The organism is Bradyrhizobium sp. NBAIM01, from assembly GCF_020194115.1.
In the GTDB taxonomy this organism is placed as follows: domain Bacteria; phylum Pseudomonadota; class Alphaproteobacteria; order Rhizobiales; family Xanthobacteraceae; genus Bradyrhizobium; species Bradyrhizobium yuanmingense.
The window spans coordinates 166,654-192,231 of sequence record NZ_JADYVU010000002.1; the positions used below are offsets into that span (position 1 = coordinate 166,654).

At 65.8% G+C, this 25,578-nt stretch carries 20 protein-coding genes and 1 other RNA gene; 13 read left to right on the forward strand and 8 right to left on the reverse strand.

Translation table 11 applies throughout. The annotated features are described in order from the left end of the window. Positions 1 to 104: 104 nt before the first annotated feature. From I6F31_RS07150 to I6F31_RS07165, 4 genes are all read left to right on the forward strand, one after another. Positions 105 to 1,853, forward strand: a complete 1,749-nt coding sequence (locus I6F31_RS07150; protein ID WP_225146414.1) for a methyl-accepting chemotaxis protein — start codon at positions 105 to 107, stop codon at positions 1,851 to 1,853. A gap of 140 nt (positions 1,854 to 1,993) precedes the next feature. Continuing rightward, entirely contained in the window at positions 1,994 to 3,418 is a 1,425-nt protein-coding gene (locus I6F31_RS07155; protein ID WP_225146413.1) for a methyl-accepting chemotaxis protein, read from the forward strand. A 282-nt stretch (positions 3,419 to 3,700) separates the two neighbouring features. After that, the gene (locus I6F31_RS07160; RefSeq protein ID WP_225136330.1) at positions 3,701 to 4,837 is read left to right on the forward strand and encodes a DSD1 family PLP-dependent enzyme; all 1,137 of its coding nucleotides are present in this window, start codon (positions 3,701 to 3,703) and stop codon (positions 4,835 to 4,837) included. 104 nt (positions 4,838 to 4,941) lie between these two features. After that, positions 4,942 to 5,529 (forward strand): N-acetyltransferase, encoded by a 588-nt coding sequence (locus I6F31_RS07165; protein WP_085971997.1) that lies wholly within the window; start codon positions 4,942 to 4,944, stop codon positions 5,527 to 5,529. 164 nt (positions 5,530 to 5,693) lie between these two features. Here I6F31_RS07165 and I6F31_RS07170 read toward each other — a convergent pair whose 3' ends face one another. The 5 genes from I6F31_RS07170 to I6F31_RS07190 all read right to left on the reverse strand — a co-directional run bounded on the left by I6F31_RS07170 (position 5,694) and on the right by I6F31_RS07190 (position 8,393). Continuing rightward, positions 5,694 to 6,518: a TIGR00282 family metallophosphoesterase gene (locus I6F31_RS07170; RefSeq protein ID WP_035998346.1), complete on the reverse strand. Its 825-nt coding sequence runs from the start codon at positions 6,516 to 6,518 to the stop codon at positions 5,694 to 5,696. Further along, a complete protein-coding gene (locus I6F31_RS07175; RefSeq protein WP_225185194.1) occupies positions 6,496 to 7,092 on the reverse strand; it encodes a 5-formyltetrahydrofolate cyclo-ligase in 597 nt (198 codons plus the stop codon). Before I6F31_RS07175 ends, I6F31_RS07170 begins: the two co-directional genes overlap by 23 nt. A gap of 187 nt (positions 7,093 to 7,279) precedes the next feature. Further along, positions 7,280 to 7,440, reverse strand: a non-coding RNA gene (ssrS, locus tag I6F31_RS07180) — 6S RNA. A 282-nt stretch (positions 7,441 to 7,722) separates the two neighbouring features. Continuing rightward, entirely contained in the window at positions 7,723 to 8,106 is a 384-nt protein-coding gene (locus tag I6F31_RS07185; RefSeq protein ID WP_035998340.1) for a cell division protein ZapA, read from the reverse strand. Then, positions 8,103 to 8,393, reverse strand: a complete 291-nt coding sequence (locus I6F31_RS07190; RefSeq protein ID WP_011084341.1) for a DUF4164 domain-containing protein — start codon at positions 8,391 to 8,393, stop codon at positions 8,103 to 8,105. The genes I6F31_RS07185 and I6F31_RS07190 overlap by 4 nt, the downstream gene beginning before the upstream one ends. A gap of 398 nt (positions 8,394 to 8,791) precedes the next feature. Between I6F31_RS07190 and tkt the strand changes: the two genes are divergently transcribed. The 8 genes from tkt (at position 8,792) to I6F31_RS07230 (ending at position 18,330) form a co-directional block, all read left to right on the forward strand. Continuing rightward, positions 8,792 to 10,777 carry a transketolase gene (gene tkt, locus I6F31_RS07195; protein ID WP_225141107.1) on the forward strand — a complete coding sequence of 662 codons (1,986 nt, stop codon included), beginning with the start codon at positions 8,792 to 8,794 and terminating at the stop codon, positions 10,775 to 10,777. 148 nt (positions 10,778 to 10,925) lie between these two features. Then, positions 10,926 to 11,933: a type I glyceraldehyde-3-phosphate dehydrogenase gene (gap, locus tag I6F31_RS07200; protein ID WP_035998321.1), complete on the forward strand. Its 1,008-nt coding sequence runs from the start codon at positions 10,926 to 10,928 to the stop codon at positions 11,931 to 11,933. 182 nt (positions 11,934 to 12,115) lie between these two features. Then, positions 12,116 to 13,312, forward strand: coding sequence for a phosphoglycerate kinase (locus I6F31_RS07205; protein ID WP_109142460.1), 1,197 nt, complete (start codon positions 12,116 to 12,118; stop codon positions 13,310 to 13,312). Positions 13,313 to 13,351: 39 nt separating this feature from the next. Then, entirely contained in the window at positions 13,352 to 14,419 is a 1,068-nt protein-coding gene (gene fba, locus I6F31_RS07210; RefSeq protein WP_036021720.1) for a class II fructose-bisphosphate aldolase, read from the forward strand. A 218-nt stretch (positions 14,420 to 14,637) separates the two neighbouring features. Next, positions 14,638 to 15,663 carry a class I fructose-bisphosphate aldolase gene (locus I6F31_RS07215; RefSeq protein ID WP_225185195.1) on the forward strand — a complete coding sequence of 342 codons (1,026 nt, stop codon included), beginning with the start codon at positions 14,638 to 14,640 and terminating at the stop codon, positions 15,661 to 15,663. A gap of 3 nt (positions 15,664 to 15,666) precedes the next feature. Next, complete coding sequence (locus I6F31_RS07220; RefSeq protein WP_225185196.1) at positions 15,667 to 16,371, forward strand: thiamine phosphate synthase; 705 nt, start codon at positions 15,667 to 15,669, stop codon at positions 16,369 to 16,371. Between the two features lie 8 nt (positions 16,372 to 16,379). Then, positions 16,380 to 17,453, forward strand: a complete 1,074-nt coding sequence (locus I6F31_RS07225) for a tetratricopeptide repeat protein (protein ID WP_225126373.1) — start codon at positions 16,380 to 16,382, stop codon at positions 17,451 to 17,453. A gap of 85 nt (positions 17,454 to 17,538) precedes the next feature. After that, positions 17,539 to 18,330: an inositol monophosphatase family protein gene (locus I6F31_RS07230; protein WP_225185197.1), complete on the forward strand. Its 792-nt coding sequence runs from the start codon at positions 17,539 to 17,541 to the stop codon at positions 18,328 to 18,330. 143 nt (positions 18,331 to 18,473) lie between these two features. On the opposite strand, the gene I6F31_RS07235 is transcribed toward I6F31_RS07230, so the two are convergent. The 3 genes from I6F31_RS07235 to I6F31_RS07245 form a co-directional block, all read right to left on the reverse strand. Then, positions 18,474 to 21,635 carry a multidrug efflux RND transporter permease subunit gene (locus I6F31_RS07235; protein WP_225149269.1) on the reverse strand — a complete coding sequence of 1,054 codons (3,162 nt, stop codon included), beginning with the start codon at positions 21,633 to 21,635 and terminating at the stop codon, positions 18,474 to 18,476. A 184-nt stretch (positions 21,636 to 21,819) separates the two neighbouring features. Then, on the reverse strand, positions 21,820 to 22,977 hold the full coding sequence (locus I6F31_RS07240; protein WP_035998298.1) for an efflux RND transporter periplasmic adaptor subunit: 1,158 nt from the start codon (positions 22,975 to 22,977) through the stop codon (positions 21,820 to 21,822). 265 nt (positions 22,978 to 23,242) lie between these two features. Next, positions 23,243 to 24,262, reverse strand: coding sequence for a cyclopropane-fatty-acyl-phospholipid synthase family protein (locus tag I6F31_RS07245; protein WP_225185198.1), 1,020 nt, complete (start codon positions 24,260 to 24,262; stop codon positions 23,243 to 23,245). A 168-nt stretch (positions 24,263 to 24,430) separates the two neighbouring features. On the opposite strand from I6F31_RS07245, the gene I6F31_RS07250 reads away from it, so the two are divergent. Beyond that, a complete protein-coding gene (locus I6F31_RS07250; protein WP_036021706.1) occupies positions 24,431 to 25,444 on the forward strand; it encodes a hypothetical protein in 1,014 nt (337 codons plus the stop codon). Positions 25,445 to 25,578: the final 134 nt, after the last annotated feature.

Genomic DNA, 25,578 nt, shown 5'->3' on the forward strand with positions numbered 1-25,578 from the left:
AGGTAGCCGCCGTAACGGCGCCTGCCTAGATGGGCACCGTTAACCCTGATTTCATTCCGGAGTGCGAAAATAGCGCCCGACCGTCCCCCGACAAGAGAGACCCGATGGCGTTCGGATTATTTCGGAAGCGTCTGCCGGACACGGCCGCGCCCGCGGCAGCCCCGGAGGCTGCGCAGCCGGCGGCTCCTGCCGCACCCGCCCCGACCGCCGAAAGTGATTCGGCCCGGGAAATCCTGGAATTGCTGGAACTCGAGCTCGGCGCCATGATCCGCCAGCTTGAGCGCGCCGCCAATTCGGTGGCTGGCGGCGCCGAGGCGACCGCGGCGACCCTCGCTGCCATTCGCGACCGCACCGACGCCCTGACCGGCCGGACCAACGCGGCGCAATCCACCGCCTCCACCTTCGCCCATGCCGCCGACAAGTTCACCCAGTCCGCGCAAGGCATCGGCGCACAGGTTCGCGCGGCCGGCAAGCTCGCCGACGAGGCCAGCGCCGCCGCGCAGGAAGCCCGCGCCAATGTCGACCGCCTGCGCGAATCCTCCGCCGCCATCGGCAACGTCGTCAATTTGATCGCGCAGATCGCGCGGCAGACCACGCTGCTCGCGCTCAACTCGACGATCGAGGCCGCGCGCGCGGGCGCAGCCGGAAAAGGCTTTGCCGTCGTTGCCACCGAGGTCAAGGCGCTCGCGGTGCAGACCCAGAGTGCGACCGAGGAGATCACGAAGAAGATCGACGCATTGCAGCGCGACGCCGCCGGTTCGGCGGACGCCGTGCACCGCATCTCGCAGGCGATCGAGGCGATCCGTCCGGTGTTCGACACCGTCAACGGCGCGGTCGCCGAGCAGAATGCCACGACCAGCGAAGTCTCCGGCAATGCCGCCAGCGCCTCGGAGTTCATCATCTCGGTCGGCGAGAGCGCGGCCGAGATCGACGCGGCGACCAAGGCGGCCGAGACCCATGGCGAGAGCGTCGCCAGCGCCGGCAAGGCCGTCACCACCTTCGCCCAGAAGCTGAAATCGCGCTGCGCGGTGCTGCTGCGCCAGAGCGAGCACGACGACCGCCGCAAGACCGAGCGGCTGCCCTGCCACCTCAAATTCGAAACCGCGCGCGCCGTGATGCCGGTCTATGAAATCGCGATGGAAGGCGTGCTGATCGGCGGCGCGGACGCAAGCCGGCTGGCAACGCAAGCGACGATCGAAGGCAGCTTAGAGGACATCGGCGCCTGCCGCCTGCGCGTGATCGAGCAATCCAAGGCCGGCGCCCGCGCGCAATTCGTCGGCGCCACCGCCGCTCTCAACGAGAAGATCGAGGACAAGCTCTGGTCGATCCATGAGGAGAACACCGAGTTCGTCACCCGTGCCATGGAAGCCGGCAATGCGCTGACGCAGATATTCGAGAAGGCGGTTGCGCGCGGCGAGGTCAAGCTCGACGACCTCTTCGACACGGACTATTTGGAAATCGCCGGCACCAATCCGCAGCAATACCGCACCAAATATCTCGACTGGGCCGACCGCGCCCTGCCGCCGTTCCAGGAGTCCTTCCTGGCGCGGGAGCCGCGGATGGCATTCTGCGCCATGGTCGACCGCAACGGCTTCTTGCCGGTGCACAACAAGATCTATTCGCACCCGCAGCGGCCGGGCGATGTCGCCTGGAACACGGCCAACTGCCGCAACCGGCGCCTCTTCAACGATCCGGCGGGGCTGGCCGCCGCGCGCAACCTGCGATCGTACCTGGTCCAGAGCTATGCGCGCGACATGGGCAACGGGAACACGGTGATGATGCGGGAGATCGACGTCCCGATCCGCGTGCAGGGCCGGCACTGGGGCGGCTTCCGCACGGCCTACAAGCTGTAGCGCTCCCGCGCGTGCACGCACCTGCACGCACCTGCACTCCTGGGCAAGACGCCGGGCGCGAATCATCCTCTAAGGTCGGATCTGGAATCGGAATGCCGCCAAGGAGCCGATCAACGGCTCCGACTGGAGAGAGCCCGTACATGTCCTCTGCACAACTTGCCGTATTGGACACTGCCTCCAACCGGACGCTGGCCGAACGCCTGATCGACCAGCTCGCCGACCGCATCGGCGGTCTCGGCGTCGAGCTCGCCGACATCGCCGGCAACGTCCAGGACGTCGCCAACCGCGTCGCGAGCCAGTCGGAACGGTTTCACCATTTGCAGAAGACGGCCGAGACGATGGTCTCGGCCAACCACGACATCGCCAATGCCTCGCAGGCGGTGCAAACCACGACGTCGGCCGCGGTCGGCGAGATCGCGCAGTCGCGCGGCGCCGTCGACACCGCGGTCAGCCACATCTCCGAGCTCGTCGCCGCGGTGGAGCGGATCGAGGCACGCCTGTCCGCGGTCGGCGCGGCGCTGGCGCAGGTGGCGAAGGTCTCCGGCTCGATCGAGGCGATCGCCAAGCAGACCAATCTGCTCGCGCTCAACGCCACCATCGAGGCGGCGCGCGCCGGCACTGCCGGCCGCGGCTTCGCGGTGGTCGCAAGCGAGGTCAAGAGCCTCGCGGAGGCCACGCGCCAGGCCACGCATGAGATCTCCGACACCGTGCGCGATCTCGACGGCCAGATCGAAGGCCTGATCGGCGAGAGCAGCGACGCCTCGCAGCGCGCCAAGACCGCCGGCGAAGGCGCGCAAGCGATCTCCGGCATCATCTCGCGGGTCCAGCAGGGCTTCGCCTCGGTCGAAGCCGAGATCGACGGCGTCGCGCGCGCGGCGACCTCCAATCTCGGCCACTGCGACACCGTGATCAGCGAGCTCAACGAGCTCGCCAAGGGCGTCGACCTCTCCTCGCGCGACCTCCGAAGCGCCGACGAGCGGGTAGCAAAGCTGCTCGACGTCTCCGAAGGCCTGATCGCGCTGATCGCCGACAGCGGCGTGGAGACGTCGGACGCGCCGCTGATCCGCATCGTCGTCGACACCGCGAAGCGGATCTCGGCCGAGTTCGAAGCTGCGATCGACCGCGGCGAGATCACGCTCGACCAGCTCATGGACGAGACCTACCGCGAGATATCAGGCACCGATCCGAAGCAGTACCTGACCAACTACGTCGAGTTCACCGACCGCGTGCTGCCCGCGATCCAGGACCCGATCCAGAACTCCGATCCGCGCATCGTGTTCTGCGTCGCCTGGGCCAAAGGCGGCTACCTTCCGACCCACAATCCGAACTACCGCCTGCCGCAGGGCAAGGACCCGGTCTGGAACAACGCCAATTGCCGCAACCGCCGCCTGTTCACCGACCGCGCAGTGAAGAAGGTCGCGGCCAACACAAAACCCTTCCTGCTGCAAACCTATCGCCGCGACATGGGCGGCGGGCAGTTCGTGCTGATGAAGGACCTGTCCTCGCCGATCATGATCCGCGGCAAGCACTGGGGCGCCTTCCGGATGGGATTGCGGCAGGGCTGACGGGCGGCGCTAAGGCCTTTGACTCAAAACCTAAAAAACAACCCCATGCACAGTAGCCGGGGTGTGCGGAATCAATGGCTTACGCCGGCGGGCCCCGGCGCGCGTTGACTCGTCGGGCAAAACAGGGGCAAAATGCTATTATTCCGAAATTGTGAGAGGCGTGCGGTTCTCCCCGCCGTCCGCCGAGCACAGAAGCCGACTGCACTGGTGCGGCGGCCGACGTTGCCGTAGAAATGCCGCCGCGCATCCGCGCGAACCCGAACACAGCAAGCGGGCTTTTCGATGTCCTGTCCACCCGCCCAAATCGGCGCGCCGTTTTCCGAGATCGATACACCGGCGCTGATCATCGACCTCGACGCCTTCGAGCGCAATCTCGACACGATGGCGGCGGCGGTGAGCAAGCTCGGCGTTCGCTTGCGTCCGCATGCGAAGACCCACAAATCACCGATCATTGCGGCCAAGCAGATAGCGCGCGGCGCAATCGGCATCTGCTGCCAGAAGGTCGCCGAGGCCGAGATCCTGGTTGCGGGCGGGGTGAGTGACGTGCTCGTCAGCAATGAGGTGGTGGGCCTGCGGAAGCTGGAACGGCTCGCAGGCCTCGCTCGCCACGCACGCATCAGCGTTTGCGTGGACGATGCGATCATGGTCGAGCAACTGTCGCACGCCGCGGAGCGGGCAGGATCGCAAATCGAAGTCCTGGTCGAAATCGACGTCGGCGCCGGTCGCTGCGGCGTCAGGCCGGGGCCGGCGGCGGCCACCCTGGCGCGGCAGGTGGCGGCTTCACGCTTCCTATCGTTCGGCGGCTTGCAGGCCTATCACGGCTCTGCCCAGCATTTGCGCACGCCGGAGGAGCGGCGCGCTGCCATCGCCGGTGCCGCGAACGCGACCGCGGAGACACTGCGCGTCCTCAAGGACGCGGGCTTTCAGTGCCGGACGATTGGAGGTGCGGGAACCGGCACATTCGAGCTCGAAGGCGCGAGCGGCATCTGGAACGAATTGCAGGCGGGCTCCTATATCTTCATGGACGCCGACTACGCCAAGAACCTCGCCGACGGGGCGCGCAACGCCAATCCGTTCGAGCATGCGCTGTTCGTGATCGCGACGGTGATGAGCACAGGCGCCGGCGAACACGCGGTCATCGATGCCGGCCACAAGGCTCTGTCGAACGACAGCGGATTTCCGGTCGTGCTCGGCCGGCCCGATCTGCGCTATCATCGGCCATCTGACGAGCATGGCTTGCTCGATTTCGACAGCGCTTCGTCGCGACTGGCGATCGGCGACAAGGTGACGCTGATCCCCGGCCATTGCGACCCGACCGTCAATCTCTACGACTGGTATGTCGGCGTGCGCGGCTTCAACACGCCGGATTCCCGCGTGGAGGCACTTTGGCCAGTCGCGGCGCGGGGCGCGGTCACCTGAGATTGACGCGTGATTGCGCGCGACGCCGTAGCGCCCGGCCACTATCCTGTGCTGCATCTTAGAATGAATGTGGCCGACGCCATCGACGACTTGGAGACGATATCATGAGCGCAGACTCGGAAATCAAATCTGCGGGCGCCAACATTCAGGCAAGCACTATCAGCACCATTGTACTTGGCTTTGCAGCCGATCCGATGGCGCGTTGGGTTTGGCCCGATTCATCCGAATATCTCAGGATTATGCCTCAATTCGTCAAGGCATTTGGCGGACGGGCATTCGAGCATGGCACAGCTTACATCACAGAAGGGGCTCGCGCGGCCGCCCTGTGGCTGCCGCCCGGCGTCGAGCCCGATGAAACGGCCATGGACGCACTCATGGCGCAATCCCTGCGTCCGGAGATCGCCGATGATATTGGACACATGCTCCAGGGAATGGCCGAACATCATCCCCACGAGCCCCATTGGTATCTGCCTCTCATTGCCTCCGATCCGAACTGGATCGGCCAAGGTCTCGGCACATTGTTGATGAAGCACGCTCTTCGACGATGCGACGAGGAGGGCATCGCCGCCTACCTCGAAAGTTCGAATCCGCGAAACATCTCCCTTTATGAACGCCACGGCTTCAAGATCATCGGCGAGATACAACATGGTTCTTCGCCGACGATGACACCAATGTTGCGGACAGCTTCTTGAACGGAATCCAATCTGTCGAAGAGAAGGGCTCGCAGCCGCCAATGACTGTTGACTTCCGCTTGTGGCCCAAAGCGGAGTTCCCTTGTTGCCCGTCGATGTCCGCTGCTGAGGGCAAAGTTTGATATAATCGTCCGGGGACGACACCGGGTGATTTCGCTCGCGCTTCAGCTCAACCAGAATTTCGGCGTCGTCGGCTCCAGCCTTCCACCCACGCGCACCGGCGCGATCTTGAGCGCGAGCCCTGTCGCATCGTCCGTTTCCACGGCGACGCCGCTGAGCGTCGCGGCGCCTGCGGCCGGCTCGAAGCGGCCGGACGGAATTCCTGATGTGAACCTCCGCAGCGGCTCTTCCTTCTGCATGCCGATGATGGAATCGTAATCGCCGGTCATGCCGGCGTCGGTCATGTAGGCGGTGCCGCCTGACAGGATCTGGTGGTCGGCGGTCGGCACATGCGTGTGCGTGCCGACGACGAGGCTGGCGCGGCCGTCGCAGAAGAAGCCGATCCCCTGCTTCTCGCTTGAAGCCTCGCAATGGAAATCGACGACGATGGCGTCGGCGGCGACGCCGAGCGGACAGGCGCCAAGCTCGCGCTCGAGCGCGGCGAAGGGATCGTCGAACGGGGTCATGAAGACGCGGCCGAGCGCGTTGACGACGAGGGCGTGCTTGCCGTTCTTGGTCTCGACCAAGGCGGCGCCGCGGCCGGGCGTGCCGCGCGGATAGTTGGCGGGGCGCACCAGGCGGTCGGCGCGCTCGATGAACACCAGCGCCTCGCGCTGGTCCCAGGAGTGATTGCCGAGCGTCACCGCGTCGGCGCCGGCCTCGAGAAACTCCTGGTAGATCGCTTCCGTGATGCCGAAGCCACCGGCCGAATTCTCGCCGTTGACGACGACGAGATCGAGCGACCAGTCCTTGACCATGCCGGGCAGATATTCGGAGACGGCCTCGCGTCCGCTACGGCCGACGACGTCACCCACGAAGAGAATGCGCAACTTCAGAACTCCGGAAATCGAACACGTCCGATTCCGTTAGCACATAATCGAGCGCCACGTCGTGGGATAGTGCCGGAACCGCCTCGATCTCCTGCACTGCAAACGCAAGGCCGATGCCGACGATGTGCTTGGCTTTGCGCAAATGCGCGAAGGTGAAATCGTAATGCCCGGCGCCATAGCCGATGCGATGGCCGAGGCGGTCGAAGGCGGCGAGCGGCGTCAGCATGATGTCGGGAATGACTTCGGCCGCAGCAGGTGAAGGTTCGGGAATGCCGAGCGGGCCGAGCATCAGGCGGTCGTTCGGATGGAAGAGACGGAAGATCAGCGACTGGCCGCGCGCGGTGACGCAGGGCAGCGCCAGCCTGGCGCCCTCTTCCGCGAGCTTTGCGAGCAGCGGCATCGGATCGATCTCGCTGCGGATCGGCGAATAGCCGGAGACGATGCTGTCGGGCAGCAGCTTGAACGGTAGCCCGCGCTTGGCGAGATTTGCGGCGGCCGCGATGCGTTTCTTCTCGCTCAGCGCATCGCGCTTGGCGAGGGCTTTGGCACGGAGCTCGGCTTTGGAGTTGGACATGTGCTTTGGTCCCCACGTCATCACCCGCGAATGCGGGTGATCCAGTATTCCAGAGGCGGTGGTGATTCACACAAGGGCCGCGGCGTACTGGATTCCCCGCCCCGTGCGCAATTGCGCACTCGGGGGGAATGACACCTGTTGAATTGGCCGCAGTCGTTTCAACAAGCACAAACGAAGCAAACGAAAGTGCGAAGCCGCGAACGCCGTTGAAGCACTCGATCCCGGAGTTCCCTACGAAAGTAGGTGGGCACCATATGTCCGAGCCCACGGGCCCGGCCAGGGACAGTTCCCTAAAGGATCGATAAGGCCCCGGGGATATATGGCTCCTGACGCACGTCGCAGCCTCGCGCAGGCAATGTAACAACTGTACTGACGAATCGCCAGTGCGACGAGAGTGCGGCTTCCGCTGCGCGCTTTCTTACCCTCCCCTGGAGGGGTCCGGGACGAGCGAAGCTCGCCCGTGGGTCGGCTCACATGGAGCGCAGCGAAATGTGAGCGGGGTGGGGTGATCTCTCCCCACGGGCACTGTCCGTGTGGAGAGATCACCCCACCCCGCTCGCGCTACGCGCGATCGACCCTCCCCCTCCAGGGCCCTCCAGGGGAGGGTAAGGGCACGGCTCCTATCGAGCTTCAGCCGATCGCGATGCCGTTCCCCACCGTCCGGTTCAGGACCTGGGTCGATTTCTCGATGCGCTCGGCGGCGGCGTTCAGCGCGTTGACCACCGCGGTCTGCGTCATCCTGGCGCGCTCGACGGCGGCATTGCGGAAATCCCTGAGCTCGGTCAATTCCTGCTCGAGGGTGCGGACGCGGTTGGTGGTGTCGATCAGCTCATCGCACACGGTGAGCGCAGCCATGACGGTGAGGCGCGCATCGCCGATCTCGCCGAATTTTCCGCGCAGCGACTGGATGCGCGTCTCCAGCGTCTCGGCGAGCTTGAGCAGCCGCACCTCCTGGCCCTCCTCGCAGGCCATGCGATATTGCCGGCCGTTGATGGTGACGTTGATGTGGCTCATCCGTCCTCTCCGGTATCGAGCACCGAGCGTATCGTCACGATCGCGGAATCCAGCCGGTCAGAAATCTCGCGATTGGTGCGCTCGAGCTTGCGTGCCTTCACCAGCGCGCCGTCGAGCTCGTCGGCAAGACGCGAGCGATCCGCGCCGAGCGCCTGGATGCGCGCCGCAAGCTCGTTCTCGTCGCGATCGGCATCGCGACGCCGCTCCACCGCACTTTCGAGCGCATCGAGCGCCGCCATGAGTCTGCGGGTCGCAATCTCGATCTCGACGGCGGACGACTCCGTCATGGCGGAACTGTTGGATACGCGATCGTTCATGCAGTCAGCGGCGGAACCTGGCGGCCTTTGCCCAGTGGCCTTTCCCTGGAGCTTGCCGTCCGGCAAAAGACTCGGTTCGGCAAGCGGTTAGAAGCAGAAATTTACAAAGCAAGCTAGCCAAGCGCAACGCCGCCGCAAAACTATGCACTGTTCAATCGGGACGACGTGTCGCTGCGTCGCTTCCGCCCGGCGCGATCCCGGCGGAAAACCGATGTCCACACAGGCAACTTTTGCGGCCAAACCGGCGTTCGATTGCCTTGGACTCCCGGAACCGAGGTGCTATCCCAGCGCCAACCTTCAGTGGCCGCCAGGCTTCTCCCCGCGCGGGCAACCATCGCCAAGCGCTTCATTTCAGACGGATTTCAGACATGACGCAGGTCGATCACACCCGTATGGCCAACGCGATCCGCGGCCTTTCGATGGACGCTGTCGAGAAGGCGAAATCGGGCCATCCCGGCCTGCCGATGGGCGCCGCCGACATCGCCACCGTGCTGTTCACGCAGTTCCTGAAATTCGATGCCACTGCGCCCGCCTGGCCGGACCGCGACCGCTTCGTGCTCTCGGCCGGCCACGGCTCGATGCTGCTCTATTCGCTGCTGTATTTGACCGGCAATGCCGAGATGACGCTGGACCAGATCAAGCAGTTCCGCCAGGTCGACTCGCTGACCCCCGGCCACCCCGAGAACTTCCGCACCAAGGGCATCGAGACCACCACCGGCCCGCTCGGCCAGGGCATCTCGACTGCGGTCGGCATGGCGCTGGCCGAAAAGATGCTCGCCGCCGAATTCGGCAAGAAGATCGTCGACCACCACACCTATGTGCTCGCCTCCGACGGCGACCTGATGGAAGGCGTGTCGCAGGAAGCGATCGCGATGGCCGGCCACTGGAAGCTCAACAAGCTGATCGTGCTCTACGACGACAACGGCATCTCGATCGACGGCCCGACCTCGATCTCCGATTCCGTCGACCAGGTGAAGCGCTTCAAGTCGGCGGGCTGGGCGGCCGAGAAGATCGATGGCCACGACCAGGCCGCGATCGCCGATGCGATCACGCGCGCGAAGAAATCCAGCAAGCCCACGCTGATCGCCTGCCGCACCACGATCGGCTTCGGCGCGCCGCACAAGCAAGGCACCTCGAAGGTGCACGGCGAAGCGCTCGGCGCCGACGAGCTCAAGGCTGCCAAGGAAAATCTCGGCATTTCGCTCGAGCCGTTCGCGGTCGCCGACGACGTGCTGAAGGCATGGCGCGCGGCCGGCAGCCGAGGCGCCGCGGCACGCCAGGAATGGGAAGCGCGGCTCGGTGAGCTCGGCAGCCGCAAGCGCGCCGAGTTCGAGCGCCGCCTGCGTCACGAGCGTCCCGCTTCGCTCGCCAAGGCCGTTCGCGCCTACAAGAAGGAGCTGCTGGAAAAGCCGATGACCGCGGCCACCCGCAAGTCGTCGGAAGCGGTGATCGAAGTCATCGCCGGCGCCATGCCGATGGAATTCCTGGCAGGCTCGGCCGACCTCACCGGCTCCAACAACAACAAGGCGAAGTCGGCGACCGCCTTCTCGGCCAAGACGCCGAAGGGCCGCTTCATCCATTACGGCATCCGCGAGCACGGCATGGCGGCCGCGATGAACGGCATTTTCCTGCACGGCGGTTTCGCGCCGAACGGCGCGACCTTCCTCGTCTTCACCGATTATGCGCGTCCGGCGATGCGCCTTGCCGCGCTGATGGGCGCCGGTGTCGTCTACGTCATGACCCATGACTCGATCGGTCTCGGCGAAGACGGCCCGACCCATCAGCCGGTCGAGCATCTCGCAGCGCTCCGCGCCATTCCCAACATGCGCGTGTTCCGTCCCTGCGATGCCATCGAGGTCGCCGAGTGCTGGGAGCTCGCGCTCAACCGCGTCGATGGCCCGACCGTGCTGGCGCTGACGCGGCAGAACCTGCCGCAGCTGCGGACCACCGCACCGAACGACAATCCCTGCGCGGCTGGTGCCTACGAGCTGGTCGCCGCCCAGGGCGAAGCCAAGGCGACGCTGTTCGCCTCGGGCTCGGAGGTCGAGATCGCGGTCGCGGCCCAGAAACAATTGGCGGAACGCGGCGTCGCTTCGCGCGTTGTCTCCGTTCCCTCGCTGGAGCTGTTGTTAGCGCAACCAGAGGCCAAGCGCGCCGCCATCATCGGCAACGCGCCGGTGAAGATCGCGATCGAGGCCGCCGTGCGCTGGGGCTGGGACGCCGTGATTGGCCAGGATGGCGAATTCATCGGCATGCATTCGTTCGGCGAAAGCGGCCCTGCCAAGGAGCTTTACAAGCATTTCGGCATTACCGCCGAGGCCGCGGTTAACGCTGTGCTGAAGCGCGTTTCCTGAGAGTTGAGCTTGCCGCAAAAAAGGACTACCTAATCTCTCATATGATCAAGCACCGCCCGGCCGAACCGGGCGTCCGCCCCTAAAAAACCCTCGCAGGCGCGTATAGCGCGTTGTGCGGGATGACAACGGTCATTGAAGGAGACGAAACATGGCAGTCCGCGTCGGAATTAACGGTTTTGGCCGCATCGGCCGCAACATCCTGCGGGCTATCGCCGAGTCCGGCCGCAAGGACATCGAGGTCGTCGGCATCAACGACCTCGGCCCGGTCGAGACCAACGCTCATCTCCTCCGCTTCGACAGCGTCCATGGCCGCTTTCCCGGCACCGTCACCGTCGACGGCGACTCCATCAGCCTCGGCAACGGCAAGATCAAGGTCACCGCCGAGCGCGATCCCTCGAAGCTGCCCTGGAAGGATCTCGGCGTCGACATTGCGATGGAATGCACCGGCATCTTCACCTCGAAGGACAAGGCTAGCGCGCATCTGACCGCCGGCGCCAAGCGCGTGCTGGTCTCCGCGCCCGCCGACGGCGCCGACGCCACCATCGTCTACGGCGTCAACCACGACACGCTGACCAAGGATCACCTCGTCGTCTCCAACGGCAGCTGCACCACCAACTGCCTTGCGCCGGTTGCCAAGGTGCTGAACGATCTCGTCGGCATCGAGACCGGCTTCATGACCACGATCCACGCCTATACCGGCGACCAGCCGACGCTCGACACGATGCACAAGGATCTCTACCGCGGCCGCGCGGCGGCGATGTCGATGATCCCGACCTCGACGGGTGCTGCGAAGGCGATCGGCCTCGTGCTGCCCGAGCTGAAGGGCAAGCTCGACGGCGTCGCGATCCGCGTGCCGACCCCGAACGTCTCGGTCGTCGACCTCAAGATCGTCGCCAAGCGCGCCACCGACGCCAAGGAGATCAACGCGGCGATGAAGCGCGCCAGCGAGCAGCAGCTCAAGGGCATCCTCGGCTACACCAATGCGCCGAACGTCTCGATCGACTTCAACCACGACCCGCACTCCTCGACCTTCCACGAGGACCAGACCAAGGTGCAGAACGGCACGCTGGTGCGCGTGATGTCCTGGTACGACAACGAGTGGGGCTTTTCGAACCGCATGGCGGACACCGCCGCCGCGATGGCGAAGGTGATCTGAGGGAAGCCAAGGTGCTTCCTCACTGGATTGGCATCCCTGGCGTCATACTGTTGATCGCGATGATCGCGTACGGATTTCGCCGGGGCCTCGCAGTGAAGTCTCCGAAAGACGGTGGAGGGAGCGGCGACCACGGCCATTCGCCTCCCCCCGATTCCGACACTCCGACGCACGGATGATGAACGATGCCCGCTAAATTCCGCACCCTCGACGACGTCGACGTGAAGGGCAAGCGCGTGCTGCTGCGCGTCGACCTCAACGTGCCCATGGAGAGCGGGCGCGTCACCGACGCCACCCGGCTCGAGCGCGTGGCGCCGACCATCACCGAGCTCGCCGACAAGGGCGGCAAGGTCATCCTGCTCGCGCATTTCGGCCGGCCGAAGGGACGCGACGCCAAGGACTCGCTCAAGCCCGTCGCGGAGGCGCTGGCGAAGGTGGTGAAGAAGCCCGTCGCGTTTGCCGAGGATTGCATCGGCGAGCCCGCGGCCAAGGCGGTCGCCGGCCTGAAGGATGGCGACATCCTGTGCCTGGAAAACACCCGCTTCCACAAAGAGGAAGAAAAGAACGATCCCGCCTTCGTCGCGGAACTCGCGAAGCTCGGCGACATCTGGGTCAATGACGCGTTCTCGGCCGCGCACCGCGCCCACGCCTCGACCGAAGGTCTCGGCCACAAGCTGCCGGCCTATGCCGGCCGCACCATGCAGGCCGAGCTGGACGCGCTGGAGAAGGCGCTGGGCTCGCCGAGCAAGCCCGTGATCGCCATCATCGGCGGCGCCAAGGTCTCGACCAAGATCGACCTGTTGGAAAACCTCGTCACCAAGGTCGACGCGCTCGTGATCGGCGGCGGCATGGCCAACACCTTCCTGCACGCGCAGGGCGTTGCGGTCGGCAAGTCGCTGGCCGAGAAGGATCTTAGCCCCACCGCGCTGCGCATCATGGAGAAGGCGGAAGCCGCCAATTGCGCCATCATCCTCCCGGTCGACGCCACCGTCGCCTATCACTTCGCCGCCAACGCGCCGTCGCATGCCTATGGACTCGATGCGATCCCGGCCGACGGCATGATCCTCGACGTCGGCCCGCAATCGATCGCGCGCGTCCATGCCGCGATCGACGATGCGGCGACGCTGGTCTGGAACGGCCCCCTGGGCGCATTCGAGATGCAGCCGTTCGACCGCGGCACGGTCGCGGCCGCCAAGCACGCCGCCGAGCGCACCAAGGCCAAGAAGCTGATCTCGATCGCGGGCGGCGGCGACACCGTCGCGGCGCTCAACCAGGCCCATGTGGCCGGTGACTTCACCTATGTGTCGACCGCCGGTGGCGCGTTCCTTGAATGGATGGAAGGCAAGCCCCTGCCCGGCGTTGAAGTTCTGCGTAGCAAGTAATCAAGCGGCCTTTGAGGCCCCAACGGGAGACAAAGACAGATGGCTCGGATCACGTTACGTCAATTGCTCGACCACGCGGCGGAGAACGATTACGGCGTACCGGCCTTCAACATCAACAACATGGAGCAGGCGCTGGCCATCATGGACGCGGCCAACCAGGTCGACGCGCCCGTCATCATCCAGGCCTCGCGCGGCGCGCGCTCCTACGCCAACGACGTCATGCTCAAGCACATGATGGACGCGGTGACCGAGATCTATCCGCACATTCCGGTCTGCGTTCATCTCGACCACGGCAACGAGCCGGCGACCTGCATGACCGCGATCCAGGCCGGCTTCACTTCGGTGATGATGGACGGCTCGCTCAAGGCCGACGGCAAGACCCCCGGCGACTGGGGCTACAATGTCGGCGTCACCAAGACTGTCACCGAGATGGCCCATCTCGGCGGCATCTCGGTCGAGGGCGAGTTAGGGGTGCTCGGCTCGCTCGAAACCGGCATGGGCGACAAGGAAGACGGCCACGGCGCCGAAGGCAAGCTCAGCCACGACCAGCTGCTGACCAATCCGGACGAGGCCGTCAAGTTCGTGCAGGAGACCAAGGTCGACGCGCTCGCGATCGCGATGGGCACCTCGCACGGCGCTTACAAGTTCACCCGCAAGCCCGACGGCGACATCCTCGCCATGAACGTGATCGAGGAGATCCACCGCAAGCTGCCGAACACGCATCTCGTCATGCACGGCTCCTCCTCGGTGCCGCAGGACCTGCAGGACATCATCAACGCCTATGGCGGCAAGATGAAGCCGACCTGGGGCGTGCCGGTGGCCGAGATCCAGCGCGGCATCAAGAACGGCGTGCGCAAGATCAACATCGACACCGACAACCGCATGGCGATGACCGGCCAGATCCGGAAAGTTCTGAAGGACAACCCGGAAGAGTTCGATCCGCGCAAGTACCTGAAGCCGGCGATGGAAGCCATGACCAAGCTGTGCAAGCAGCGCCTGCAGGAGTTCAACACCGCAGGCCAGGCCTCCAAGATCAAGAAGGTGCTGACCACCGCCGAGATGGCCAAGCGCTACGCCAAGGGCGAGCTCGATCCCCGGGTCGCGTAAGGCCTCCGTCACATCCTCCCGTCATTCCGGGACACGCGAAGCGTGGGCCCGGAATCCATAACCACAGCCTGGGGTTATGGATTCCGGGCCTGCGCCTTTCGGCGCATCCCGGAATGACAGAAAGACCCTTTACCCTGCGACGAACGATAACTCGGCAATTGCCCGAGAACGGTCTATTTTCACGGGCAAGGGCAGAATCGTTTTGGGAGGACCTCTCGATGAATCTGACTGAGCTCAACAAGATCGCGACCGCCATGGTGGCGCCCGGCAAGGGCATCCTTGCTGCCGACGAATCCTCCGGCACCATCAAGAAGCGCTTCGACGCCATCGGCGTGGAATCGACCGAGGAGAACCGCCGCGACTATCGCGAGATGCTATTTCGCGCCAAGGACGCCATGAGCCAGTACATCTCCGGCGTGATCCTCTATGACGAGACGATCTGGCAGAATGCCAAGGACGGCACGCCGCTGGTCAAGCTGATCGAGCAGGCCGGCGCCATTCCCGGCATCAAGGTCGACGAAGGCACGCAGGCCTTGCCGATGTGCCCGGGTGAAACAGTCACGGTCGGGCTCGACAGGCTCGCCGAGCGGCTGAAGAAATATTACGAGCGCGGCGCACGCTTTGCCAAATGGCGCGCGGTGATCGACATCGGCAGCGGCATCCCCTCGATGACCGCGATCAGCGTCAACGCCCACGCGCTGGCGCGCTATGCTGCGCTGTGCCAGGCCGCGCAGATCGTGCCGATCGTCGAGCCGGAGGTGCTGATGGACGGCGACCACGACATCGAGCGCTGCTACGAGGTGACGAGCCGCGTGCTCAACAAGACCTTCCAGGAATTGCGCGTGCAGCGCGTGGCGCTGGAAGGCATGGTGCTGAAGCCGAACATGGCGATATCAGGCAAGAAATGTCCGAAGCAGGCCTCGGTCGAGGAGGTCGCGGAGAAGACGATACGGCTGCTGAAGGCCTGCGTGCCGGCGGCGGTGCCCGGCATCGCCTTTCTGTCCGGCGGCCAGACGGACGAGGAGGCGACCGCGCATCTCAACGCCATGCACAAGCTCGGTCCGCTGCCCTGGGGCCTGACCTTCTCCTACGGCCGCGCGCTGCAGGCCGCGCCGCAGAAGGCCTGGTCGGGCAAGCCTGAGAACGTCGCGGCCGGCCAGCGCGCCTTCAGCCATCGCGCGCGCATGAACGGCCTCGCCTCCAGGGGCGAATGGCAAAGCAGCCTGGAACAGAAGGCAGCCTAGACCTTGTCGAACAAACCGCCTCCGCCGCGCCCGGCGCCGCGCCTCTATCTCGCGACGCCCGTCGTCGACGATACCGCGACGCTGGTCGCCGAGCTACCGGGGCTGATCGCGTCCGCCGACATCGCCGCCGTGCTGCTGCGGCTGAAGGAGACCGATCAGCGCGGCATGATCTCGCGCGTCAAGGCATTGGCGCCGCCGGTGCAGAAGACGGGCGCGGCACTCCTCGTCGACGGCCATCCTGATATCGTCGCGCGCGGCGGCGCCGACGGCGCGCACCTGCCCGGCATCGCCGCGCTGAAGGAGGCGCTGCCGTCGCTCAAGCCGGATCGCATCGCCGGTGTCGGCGGGCTGACGACGCGGCACCACTCCATGGATGCCGGCGAGATGGGCGCGGATTACGTGCTGTTCGGCGAGCCCGATGCGAAAGGCCAGCGGCCGTCGTCGCAGGCGATCGCCGAGCGGCTGGACTGGTGGGCCGAGCTGTTCGAGCCGCCCTGCGTCGGCTTTGCCACCACGCTGGACGAGGCCTACGATTTCGCCGCCAGCGGCGCCGATTTCGTGCTGGTCGGCGACTTCATCTGGGCCGATCCGCGCGGGCCCAAGGCCGCACTGATCGAGGTCGATGCCGCGATCAAGAAGGCTCATGCGACGGCACTGGCCGGCCAAGATCCTGCGAGCCAAGATCCTGCGGGCCAGGAGCACGGCTAGCGCCCGACATGAAGCTCCCGTGCATCACCATGCTCGCCACGCTGCTGCTGACAGTACCCGCGGCCGCGCAGCTGCAGATCACCCCGCCGGCGACGACGCCGAGCGCACCGGCAGAGAAGCAGAAGCCAAAGCCGCCCGCCCCTGCCAAGAAGAAGGAGGCAGCACCGGCGCCGAAGCCTACGGCATCTCCCAAGCCGTCCGCTTCGCCCAAGCCGGCAACCGTGATCCCCGCGCCGCCGTCCGACGATCCCAACGTCGACCTCGTGTTCGGCGCCTATCAGCGCGGGCAATACAAGACCGCGTTCGAGCTCGCCACGGTGCGCGCACAAGCGGGCGATGCCAAGGCGATGACCATGCTCGGCGAGCTCTATTCCAACGCCATGGGCATAAGGCGCGACTACGTCAAGGCGGCCGAATGGTACAAGCGCGCCGCCGATGCCGGCGATCGCGAGGCGATGTTCGCGCTCGCCATGCTGCGCATCTCCGGCCGCGGCGGCCCGGTCGACAAAAGCGAGGCGGTCAGGCTGATGGCCTCCGCCGCCAAGCTCGGCGAGCCCAAGGCGGCCTATAACCTCGCCCTGCTCTATTTGGACGGCCAGACGCTGCCGCAGGACGTCCGGCGTTCGGCGGAACTGCTGCGCCAAGCCGCCGATGCAGGCCTGCCCGAAGCGCAATACGCGCTCGCGACCTTCTACAAGGAGGGCACCGGTGTGCCGAAGGACCCCGAACGCGCGGTGCGGCTGCTGCAGGCCGCCGCGATCGCCGACAATGTCGATGCCGAGGTCGAATATGCCATCGCGATGTTCAACGGCACCGGCACGCCGAAGAACCAGCCGGCAGCCGTCGCCCTGCTTCGCAAGGCCTCCCGCCAGGGCAGCGCGATCGCGCAGAACCGGCTGGCCTGGGTGCTGATCAACGGCGTTGGCACGCCCGTGGACAAGATCGAGGGCTTCAAATGGCACCTGGTGGCCAAGACGGCCGGCAAGGGCGACCCCGAGCTCGACAAGCAGCTCTCCGATCTGCCGGCCGATGACCGCGCCAAGGCCGAGGCCGCTGCCAGGAAGTGGCTCGGGTCCAAATGACTTGACGCGGGGCCCCTCACGGGGCACCCAGTCCCCCAAACAGGCGCGTTTCCGCGCCCCTCCCCCCGATCAAGACCAGAAGCATATGCTGTATTCCGCCACTATCAACGTCATGGTCAAGGCGGCGCGCCGCGCCGGCCGCAGCCTCAAGCGAGATCTCGGCGAGATCGAGCATCTCCAGGTCTCGCTGAAGGGACCGGCCAATTTCGTCTCGCTCGCCGACAAGCGCGCCGAGGAGATCCTCTACCAGGACCTCGCCAAGGCCCGGCCCGGCTACGGCTTCATCGGCGAGGAAGGGGGCGCGCGCGAGGGCACCGACAAGAGCCACACTTGGATCGTCGATCCCCTGGACGGCACCACCAACTTCCTGCACGGCATCCCGCAATTCGCGATCTCGATCGGGCTTGCGCGCGAGGGCACCGTGATTGCGGGCGTGATCTACAACCCCGCCAATGACGAGCTCTACATCGCCGAGCGCGGCAAGGGCGCCTTCCTCAACGACCAGCGCCTGCGCGTCGCCGGCCGCCGCCAGCTGAGCGAGTGCGTGGTGGCCTGCGGCCTGCCCCATATCGGCCGCGGCGACCACGAGGAATTCCGCCGCGAAATGATGGCGATCCAGGACCGCGTCGCGGGCCTCCGCCGTTTCGGCGCCGCCTCGCTCGATCTCGCCTTCGTCGCCGCCGGCCGGCTCGACGGGTATTGGGAGCGCGATTTGCAATCCTGGGACATCGCGGCCGGTATGCTGATGGTGCGCGAAGCCGGCGGCACCATCAGCGATATCGCAACGCCGGGCGACCCGCTGGTCACCGGGCACGTCGTGTGCGGGAATGAGTACGTGCACGGGGAGCTGGTGAAGATCTTGCGGAAGCCGGCTTAAGGCGGCAGCTCGCGCTCCACATTCCCCTGTCATTCCGGGGCGCGCCTCTTGGCGCGAGCCCGGAATCCATTGATCCTCGTCAATGGTGGCCCGCTGGATTCCGGGCTCGTGCTTCGCACGCCCCGGAATGACGGACCGGTACGTCAGTGGCCGGTGTGCGCCCGCGCCGGTCGGCCGTGCGCTTCAGCGTCCCGCGCCGCGTTCGGCTCCCTGTCCCCGCCCAGCACGCGCTGCACCGAGACGAAGAACACCGGCACCATCAACAGCGCCAGGATCACCACCGCAATCATGCCGCCCATCACCACGCTGCCGAGCGCCTGCTGGCTGGCGCCGCCGGCGCCGTGGGCGATGGCCATCGGCAGCACGCCGCAGATGAAGGCAAGGCCGGTCATCAAAATGGGGCGGAAGCGCAGGCGGCAGGCTTCGATGGTGGCTTCGACCAGCGGCTTGCCTTCCTTCCGCAAGTCTTTCGCGAACTCGATGATCAGGATCGCGTCCTTGGCGGCGAGGCCGATGATGGTGATCAGGCCGACGGTGAAATAGACGTCGTTGGGCAGGCCGCGCAGCATGGCGGCAGTGACCGCGCCGACGATGCCGAGCGGCACGGTGAGCAGCACCGCGAGCGGAATGGTCCAGCTCTCGTAGAGCGCGGCGAGGCACAGGAACACCACGAACACCGACAGGGCGAGCAGGAACGGCGCCTGCGAGCCCGACAGCTTCTCCTGCAGCGACTGTCCGGTCCATTCATAGCCGAAACCGCGCGGCAACCGGTCGGCGAGCCGCTCCATCTCGGCGATGGCATCGCCCGAGGTGAAGCCGGGCCTGGCCTCGCCGGAGATGCGCACCGCCGGATAATAGTTGAAGCCGGCGATCTGTGTCGGGCCGCGCGCCCATTCGATCGTGGTGAAGGACGAGAACGGCACCAGCTGGCCGCGGCTGTTCTTGACGTTGTAGTTGAGGATGTCCTCGGCCCGCATGCGGTCGCGCGCGTCCGCCTGCACCACGACGCGCTGCATGCGACCGCGGTTCGGGAAGTCGTTGATGTAGTTCGAGCCGAGATTGGTCGAAATGGTGTTGTTGATGTCCTCGAAGGTGACGCCGAACGCGCCGGCCTTCTCGCGGTCGATCATGAGATTGACCACGCCCGCCTCGGGCAGGCCTTCGATATAGACCTTCTGCAGCACCGGGCTGGCATTGGCCTCCGCGATCAGCTGGTCGGCGGCGCGCATCAATTGCTGATAGCCCTTCTGGCCGCGATCCTGGAGGCGGAACGAGAAGCCGGACGAGTTGCCGAGATTGTCGATCGGCGGCGGCTGCAGCGCCGAGATTTTTGCGTCGCGGATCGACGAGCCCAGGTCGCGGTTGACGTCGTTGACGATCGCGGCAGCGGAGTCCTTCGGCCCGCGCTCCGACCAGTCCTTCAGCGTGATGAAGGCCTGGGCGGTGTTCATGCCCTGGCCGGAGAAGCTGAAGCCGGTGAGGAAGGTGACGTTGTCGACGCCCGGCCGCGCGGCGAGATATTTTTCGACCTTCTCGATCACGGCCTCGGTGCGGGCATAGGACGAATCCGAGGGCGTCTGCACGTCGGTGGTGATGAAGCCCTGGTCGTCGACGGGCAGGAAGCCGCCGGGCAGGTTGACGAAGGCCCAGGACAGGCCGACCAGCAGCGCGGCATAAACCAGCATCAAGCGGCCGGTGCGATTCAGCGAAAAGCCGACGGTGCGCGAATAGCGTTCCTTGACGCCTTCGAGCATGCGGTTGAACCAGCCGAACACGAAGTTGGTCGAATGACCGTGCCCCTTTGCCACAGGCTTCAACAGCGTCGCGCACAGCGCCGGCGTCAACGACAGCGCCAGGAAGGCGGAGAAGCCGATCGCGGCGACCATGGTGACGGAGAACTGGCGGTAGATGATGCCGACCGAGCCCGGGAAGAACGCCATCGGCACGAACACCGCCATCAGCACCAGCGTGATGCCGATGATGGCGCCGGTGATCTGCGACATGGCTTTCCGCGTCGCTTCCTTCGGCGGCAGGCCTTCCTCGGCCATGATGCGCTCGACGTTCTCGACCACGACGATGGCGTCGTCGACGAGGATGCCGACCGCCAGCACCATGCCGAACATCGAGAGCATGTTGATGGAATAGCCGGCGAGCAGCAGCGTGGAGCAGGCGCCCAGCAGCGCCACCGGGACCACGATGGTCGGAATGATGGTGTAGCGGATGTTCTGCAGGAACAAGAACATCACCACGAACACCAGCACCACGGCTTCGACCAGCGTCGTCAGCACCTTCTCGATCGAGGCCTCGACCACAGGGGTGATGTTGTAGGGGATCTCGTAGGTGATGTTGGCCGGGAAGAAGCGCGACAGCTCCTTCATCTTCGCTTCGACCGCGCTGGCGGTCGCCAGCGCATTGCCGGTCGGCGACATCAGGACCGACAGGCCCGCCGTCGGCTTGCCGTCGAGGCGCGTGTTGAACTGGTAGCTGAGGCCGCCGACCTCGATGCGCGCGACGTCGCGCAGGCGCACGGTCGAGCCGTCGGCATTGGCGCGCAGGATGATGGCGCCGAACTCGTCGGGCGAGGAGAGCTGGCCTTTGACCAGCACCAGTGCCGAGGTGCGCTGGTTCGAGGTCGACGGCTCGGCGCCGATGCTGCCGGAAGCGACCTGCGCGTTCTGCGCGGTGATGGCCTTGTTGACGTCGTCGGCGGTCAGGCCATAGCCGACCAGCTTGGCCGGATCGACCCAGACACGAAGCGAGCGCTCGGTCGAGTACAGTGTGGCGCGGCCGACGCCGGGAATGCGGCGGATCTCGCCGAGCACGTTGCGGATCATGAAGTCGCCGAGGCCGACTTCATCCAGGCTGCCGTCAGTCGAGTTCAGTGTGATGATCTGCAGCACTGCGCTCGAGGCTTCCTCGATCAGGATGCCCTGCTGCATCACCGCGCGCGGCAGGCGCGCCTCGACGCGCTTGATGCGGTTCTGGACCTCGACCGAGGCGGCACTGGTGTCGGTGCCCGGCTGGAAATTGGCGATGATCTCGACCTGGCCGAGCGAGTCGCTGGTCGATTCGAAATTGAGGATGTTGGCGGCGCCGTTGAGCTCCTCCTCGATCAGCCGCGTGACGCTATTGTAGAGGTTTTCCGGCGAGGCGCCGGGATAGCTGGTCGAGACCGAGATCGAGGGCGGCGCGATGATCGGATATTGCGCGATCGGCAGCAGCGGCACCGCGATCGCGCCGATCAAGCAGATGAACAGCGCGACCACCCAGGCGAAGATCGGCCTGTCGATGAAGAAACTCGGCATTGGCCGTTTTATCCTCGTTGTTCGGTTAGACCCTCATGGTGAGGAGCGCGGAACGCGCGCTCCGGACGATGCCGCGCATCGCCGCGAGAACCATGAAGGCCCGGCTCTCTCCCGCGGCCATCCTTCGAGACGCCCGCTTGCAGCGGGCTCCTCAGGTTAAGGACGACACTTGCTGCGCGGAGCGTTACCGCGTGAGCTGCTGAGCGTGCCGGTTGTCTGCGGTCGCTTCCGCCTCCGACCAGGATTGCGGCTTGACCTTGTCGCCGGCCGCGAATTTCTGGAAGCCTTCGACCACGACCTTGTCGCCGGACTTCAGGCCTTCGGTGATGAACCAGAGGCCGTCCTGCACCGAGCCGGTGCGCACCGGCTGCACCGCGATGTGATTGTCGTCCTTGACGACGAACACCTCGCTGCCGCCGCCGCCATTGCGCTGGATCGCCTGCTGCGGCACCGCGATCGCATCGGAATCGAGACCCTGGTCGATGCGGACCCGGACATACATGCCCGGGAGCAGCTCGCGCTTGGGATTGGGGAACTCGCCGCGCAACGTCACCTGCCCGGTGTGGGCGTCGACCTTGGCGTCGGAGAACAGCAGCTTGCCGTCGAGCGAATAGATGGTGTTGTCGTCGAGCACGAGGCGCACCTTGGCGGCATCGGCGGCGATGCGATCGAGGTCGCCGGTCTCGAAGGCGCGGCGGAGCTGGTTGAGCTCGGTCACCGACTGGGTAAAGTCGGCATAGATCGGATCGAGCTGCTGGATGGTGGCGAGATTGGTCTCGTTCTGCACGGCGAGCGCGCCCTCGCTGACGAGGGCCGCGCCGACCACGCCGTCGATCGGCGCACGCACGGTGGCGTAGTCGAGATTAAGCCTGGCCCGCGCGAGCTCGGCCTTGCGGCCCTCGACCTCGGCATGGGCCTGGCGTTCGGCCGCAATCGCCTTCTCGTTCTCGGCTTCGGGCGCGGCGCGATCCCTGGTCAGGGTGGCGATACGATGCGCCTGCTGCTTGGCCTGCGCCAATGCCGCTTCGGCCTTCGCCAGCGCGGCCTCGTTGGCCATGACCTCGACCTCGAACGGGCGCGGATCGATGCGGTAGAGCGGATCGCCGGCCCTGACCTCGCTGCCCTGGCGGAACAGGCGCTCTACCACGATGCCGGACACGCGCGGCCGGACTTCGGAGACCCGGGTCGGGGCGATGCGGCCCGGCAGCTCGCGCACCACGGCGCGCGGCTGCGGCTTGACGATAACGATGCTGACGTCAGGGGCAGGCGGCTGGGCGGCGGACACCGCGGAACTGGATTCCTCGCAAGCACCCAGCAGCGGCGCAAGGGCCGCGAGCATCATTGCAACGCATGCCGATCGCGCTCGAATTCCAAACATGAAGTGGGATGCCCCGATTGTTGAAACTGATCATGCTCGCGCGAAGCCCGTTCTGGACCTTTTGCACGCGGCTGATGCCGCCAAAATAGAATGCATCTGCTGCGATGCAACGCATGGCGCAGGCGGCTCATTGTCACACAGCTTATCCTGTTGAAATCAGAAGTCTTTTGCGGTGTAACTTGATTGTGAATCTAAGTTCCACCGCCGCGTGTGCGGCCGAACATCGCAATTACTCGGCGGCCTTCATCCGGTAATGGCTGACGCCCCATTCTGTTCCGTCGGCGTAACCGAACAGGCCCGAGGTCGCGAGCAGGAACCAGCGCCAGCGACGCATCCAGAGAGCGGTCTCCTCGCCGTGGACCCCGTGCAAGGAGGCTTCGATGGCCTCGCGATGGGCATCGAAATTGGCCAGCCAGTCGTTGGCGGTGCGCTGGTAGTGCGTGCCGCTCCAGCACCATTCCTTCTCGATGGCAAAGATATCGTCGAACTGCCTGACGAGGTGATGGCTCGGCATCAGCCCGCCTGTGTAGACGTATTGCGCGATCCAGTCGTCGCGATCGGCCGGGTCAGGCAGATGCGAGCCGGACCGGTGGGTGACGACGTGCATGAAGAACCGTCCCTCCGGCGCGAGCCATGACCGCACGCGCGTCATCAGCTTGCGCCAGTTGCTCATCCGCTCGAACATCTCGACCGAGACGATGCGGTCGAACTGGCCATCGGGCGCGAACACGTTCATGTCGGCCGTGACCACGCGCAGATTCAGCAGCCCGCGCCGCCGCGCCTCCTCCTCGACGGAGGCGCGCTGCGCCTGCGAGGCCGCGACCGCCGTCACCGTCGCGTGCGGAAATTGCCGTGCCATCCACAGCGACAGCGAGCCCCAGCCACAGCCAAGCTCCAGAATGGCCTGGCCGTCGGTCAGGCCGGCATGCTCGACGGTCTGGCGCAGCGCCTCCTCCTCCGCCTCCCGCAAGGTGGTCGCGTCGGTCTTGTAGAAGCAGGAGGAGAATTTGCGTTTGGGGCCGAGCAAGTCGGCGAAGAAGGCCGCGGGCACCGCGTCATGCCCCGCTGCCGCGCCCTCGGCGATCGGCCGCAGCATCATCCGCCCGGCGAAGGCGGCATCGTCGCCGAGGCCCAGCCCGGACAGGCGCGTCGCCATGCGGGAGCACAGGCGCTGGATCGCGGCGCGGATCACCACGTCCGGCAGCGGCACACGCTCGGCAGTCCCGATGATCGCGGAAACGACGCTCATGCGCCCCCCGAATGGCGAACTTCTGCAGAGACCTGCTTATCAAAGCACCGCTTCCGGTCCGGGTTCCCCGAGCTGTCCCCGAAATCGGCGCATCCGGCGCTTTTTTTGGGCCGGCGCTGTGCCATAGTGCGCGCCGCAAGCAAGCTTTACGTAACGGATGATACCGGCATGCGGTCTGGCACTTCCCGATCCACCATGGACATCGAGTACACCAAACTGTCCTCGCCCAGCGTCTTCCTGGTGCGGATGCTGGTCTTCCTGGTGCTGTGCACGCTGGTGAGCGTGGTGCTCTACAAGCAGATCGTCCAGGCCTTCTTCGCCAATCCCGGGCTCAACGCCCTGATCGGAGGGGTGCTGTTCATCGGCATCATCCTGGCCTTCCGCCAGGTCATCCGGCTCTATCCCGAAGTCTCCTGGGTCAACAATTTCCGCGTCGCCGATCCCGGCCTGGCGCCGGCCCGCCACCCCAAGCTGCTGGCGCCGATGGCTGCGATCCTTGGCGGGGAGCGCTCGGGGCGGATGACCATCACCCAGACCACGATGCGGCACCTGCTCGATTCGATCGCGACCCGCCTGGACGAGGCCCGCGACATCTCCCGCTACATGACCGGCCTCTTGGTTTTCCTCGGCCTGCTCGGCACCTTCTGGGGCCTGATCGAGACGGTGGGCTCGGTGGGCAAGGTGATCGACGGGCTCAAGGTCGGGAGCGATTCCGGGGCGCTGTTCGACACGCTGAAGGAAGGTCTCGCCGCCCCGCTCGGCGGCATGGGCATCTCCTTCTCCAGCTCGCTGTTCGGCCTTGCCGGCTCGCTGATCCTCGGCTTCCTCGATCTGCAATCGAGCCAGGCGCAGAACCGCTTCTACACCGATCTCGAAGACTGGCTCGCCACCACAGTGCGCGAGTATGGCAACGGCGAGGCGCCTGTCGCGACCGGCGGCGGCGTCGCCAGCGGCGAGCTTCAGGCCGCGGTCGAACGGCTGCGGTCCGTGCTCGAGGAAGGCAGCGCCGGCCGCGGCACCACCGCGGCGATGGCGAGCCTTGCCGAAGCCATCCAGGCGCTGGTCTCGCACATGCGCACCGAGCAGCAGATGATCCGCGAATGGGCCGACGGCCAGGGCGAGCAGAACCGCGAGATCCGCCGCCTGCTGGAGCGGATCGCGCGCCAGCCCGAGAAGAGTTGAGACGGTGTTGTGCCCCGGACGCGACGCAGCATGAAATGATGCATCGCTGAGCCGGGGCCCAGCGTCAGGGACAAGATGGGTCCCGGCTCTGCGCAGCGGCGTTGCACGCTGCACCGCGTCCGGGACACAAGAGT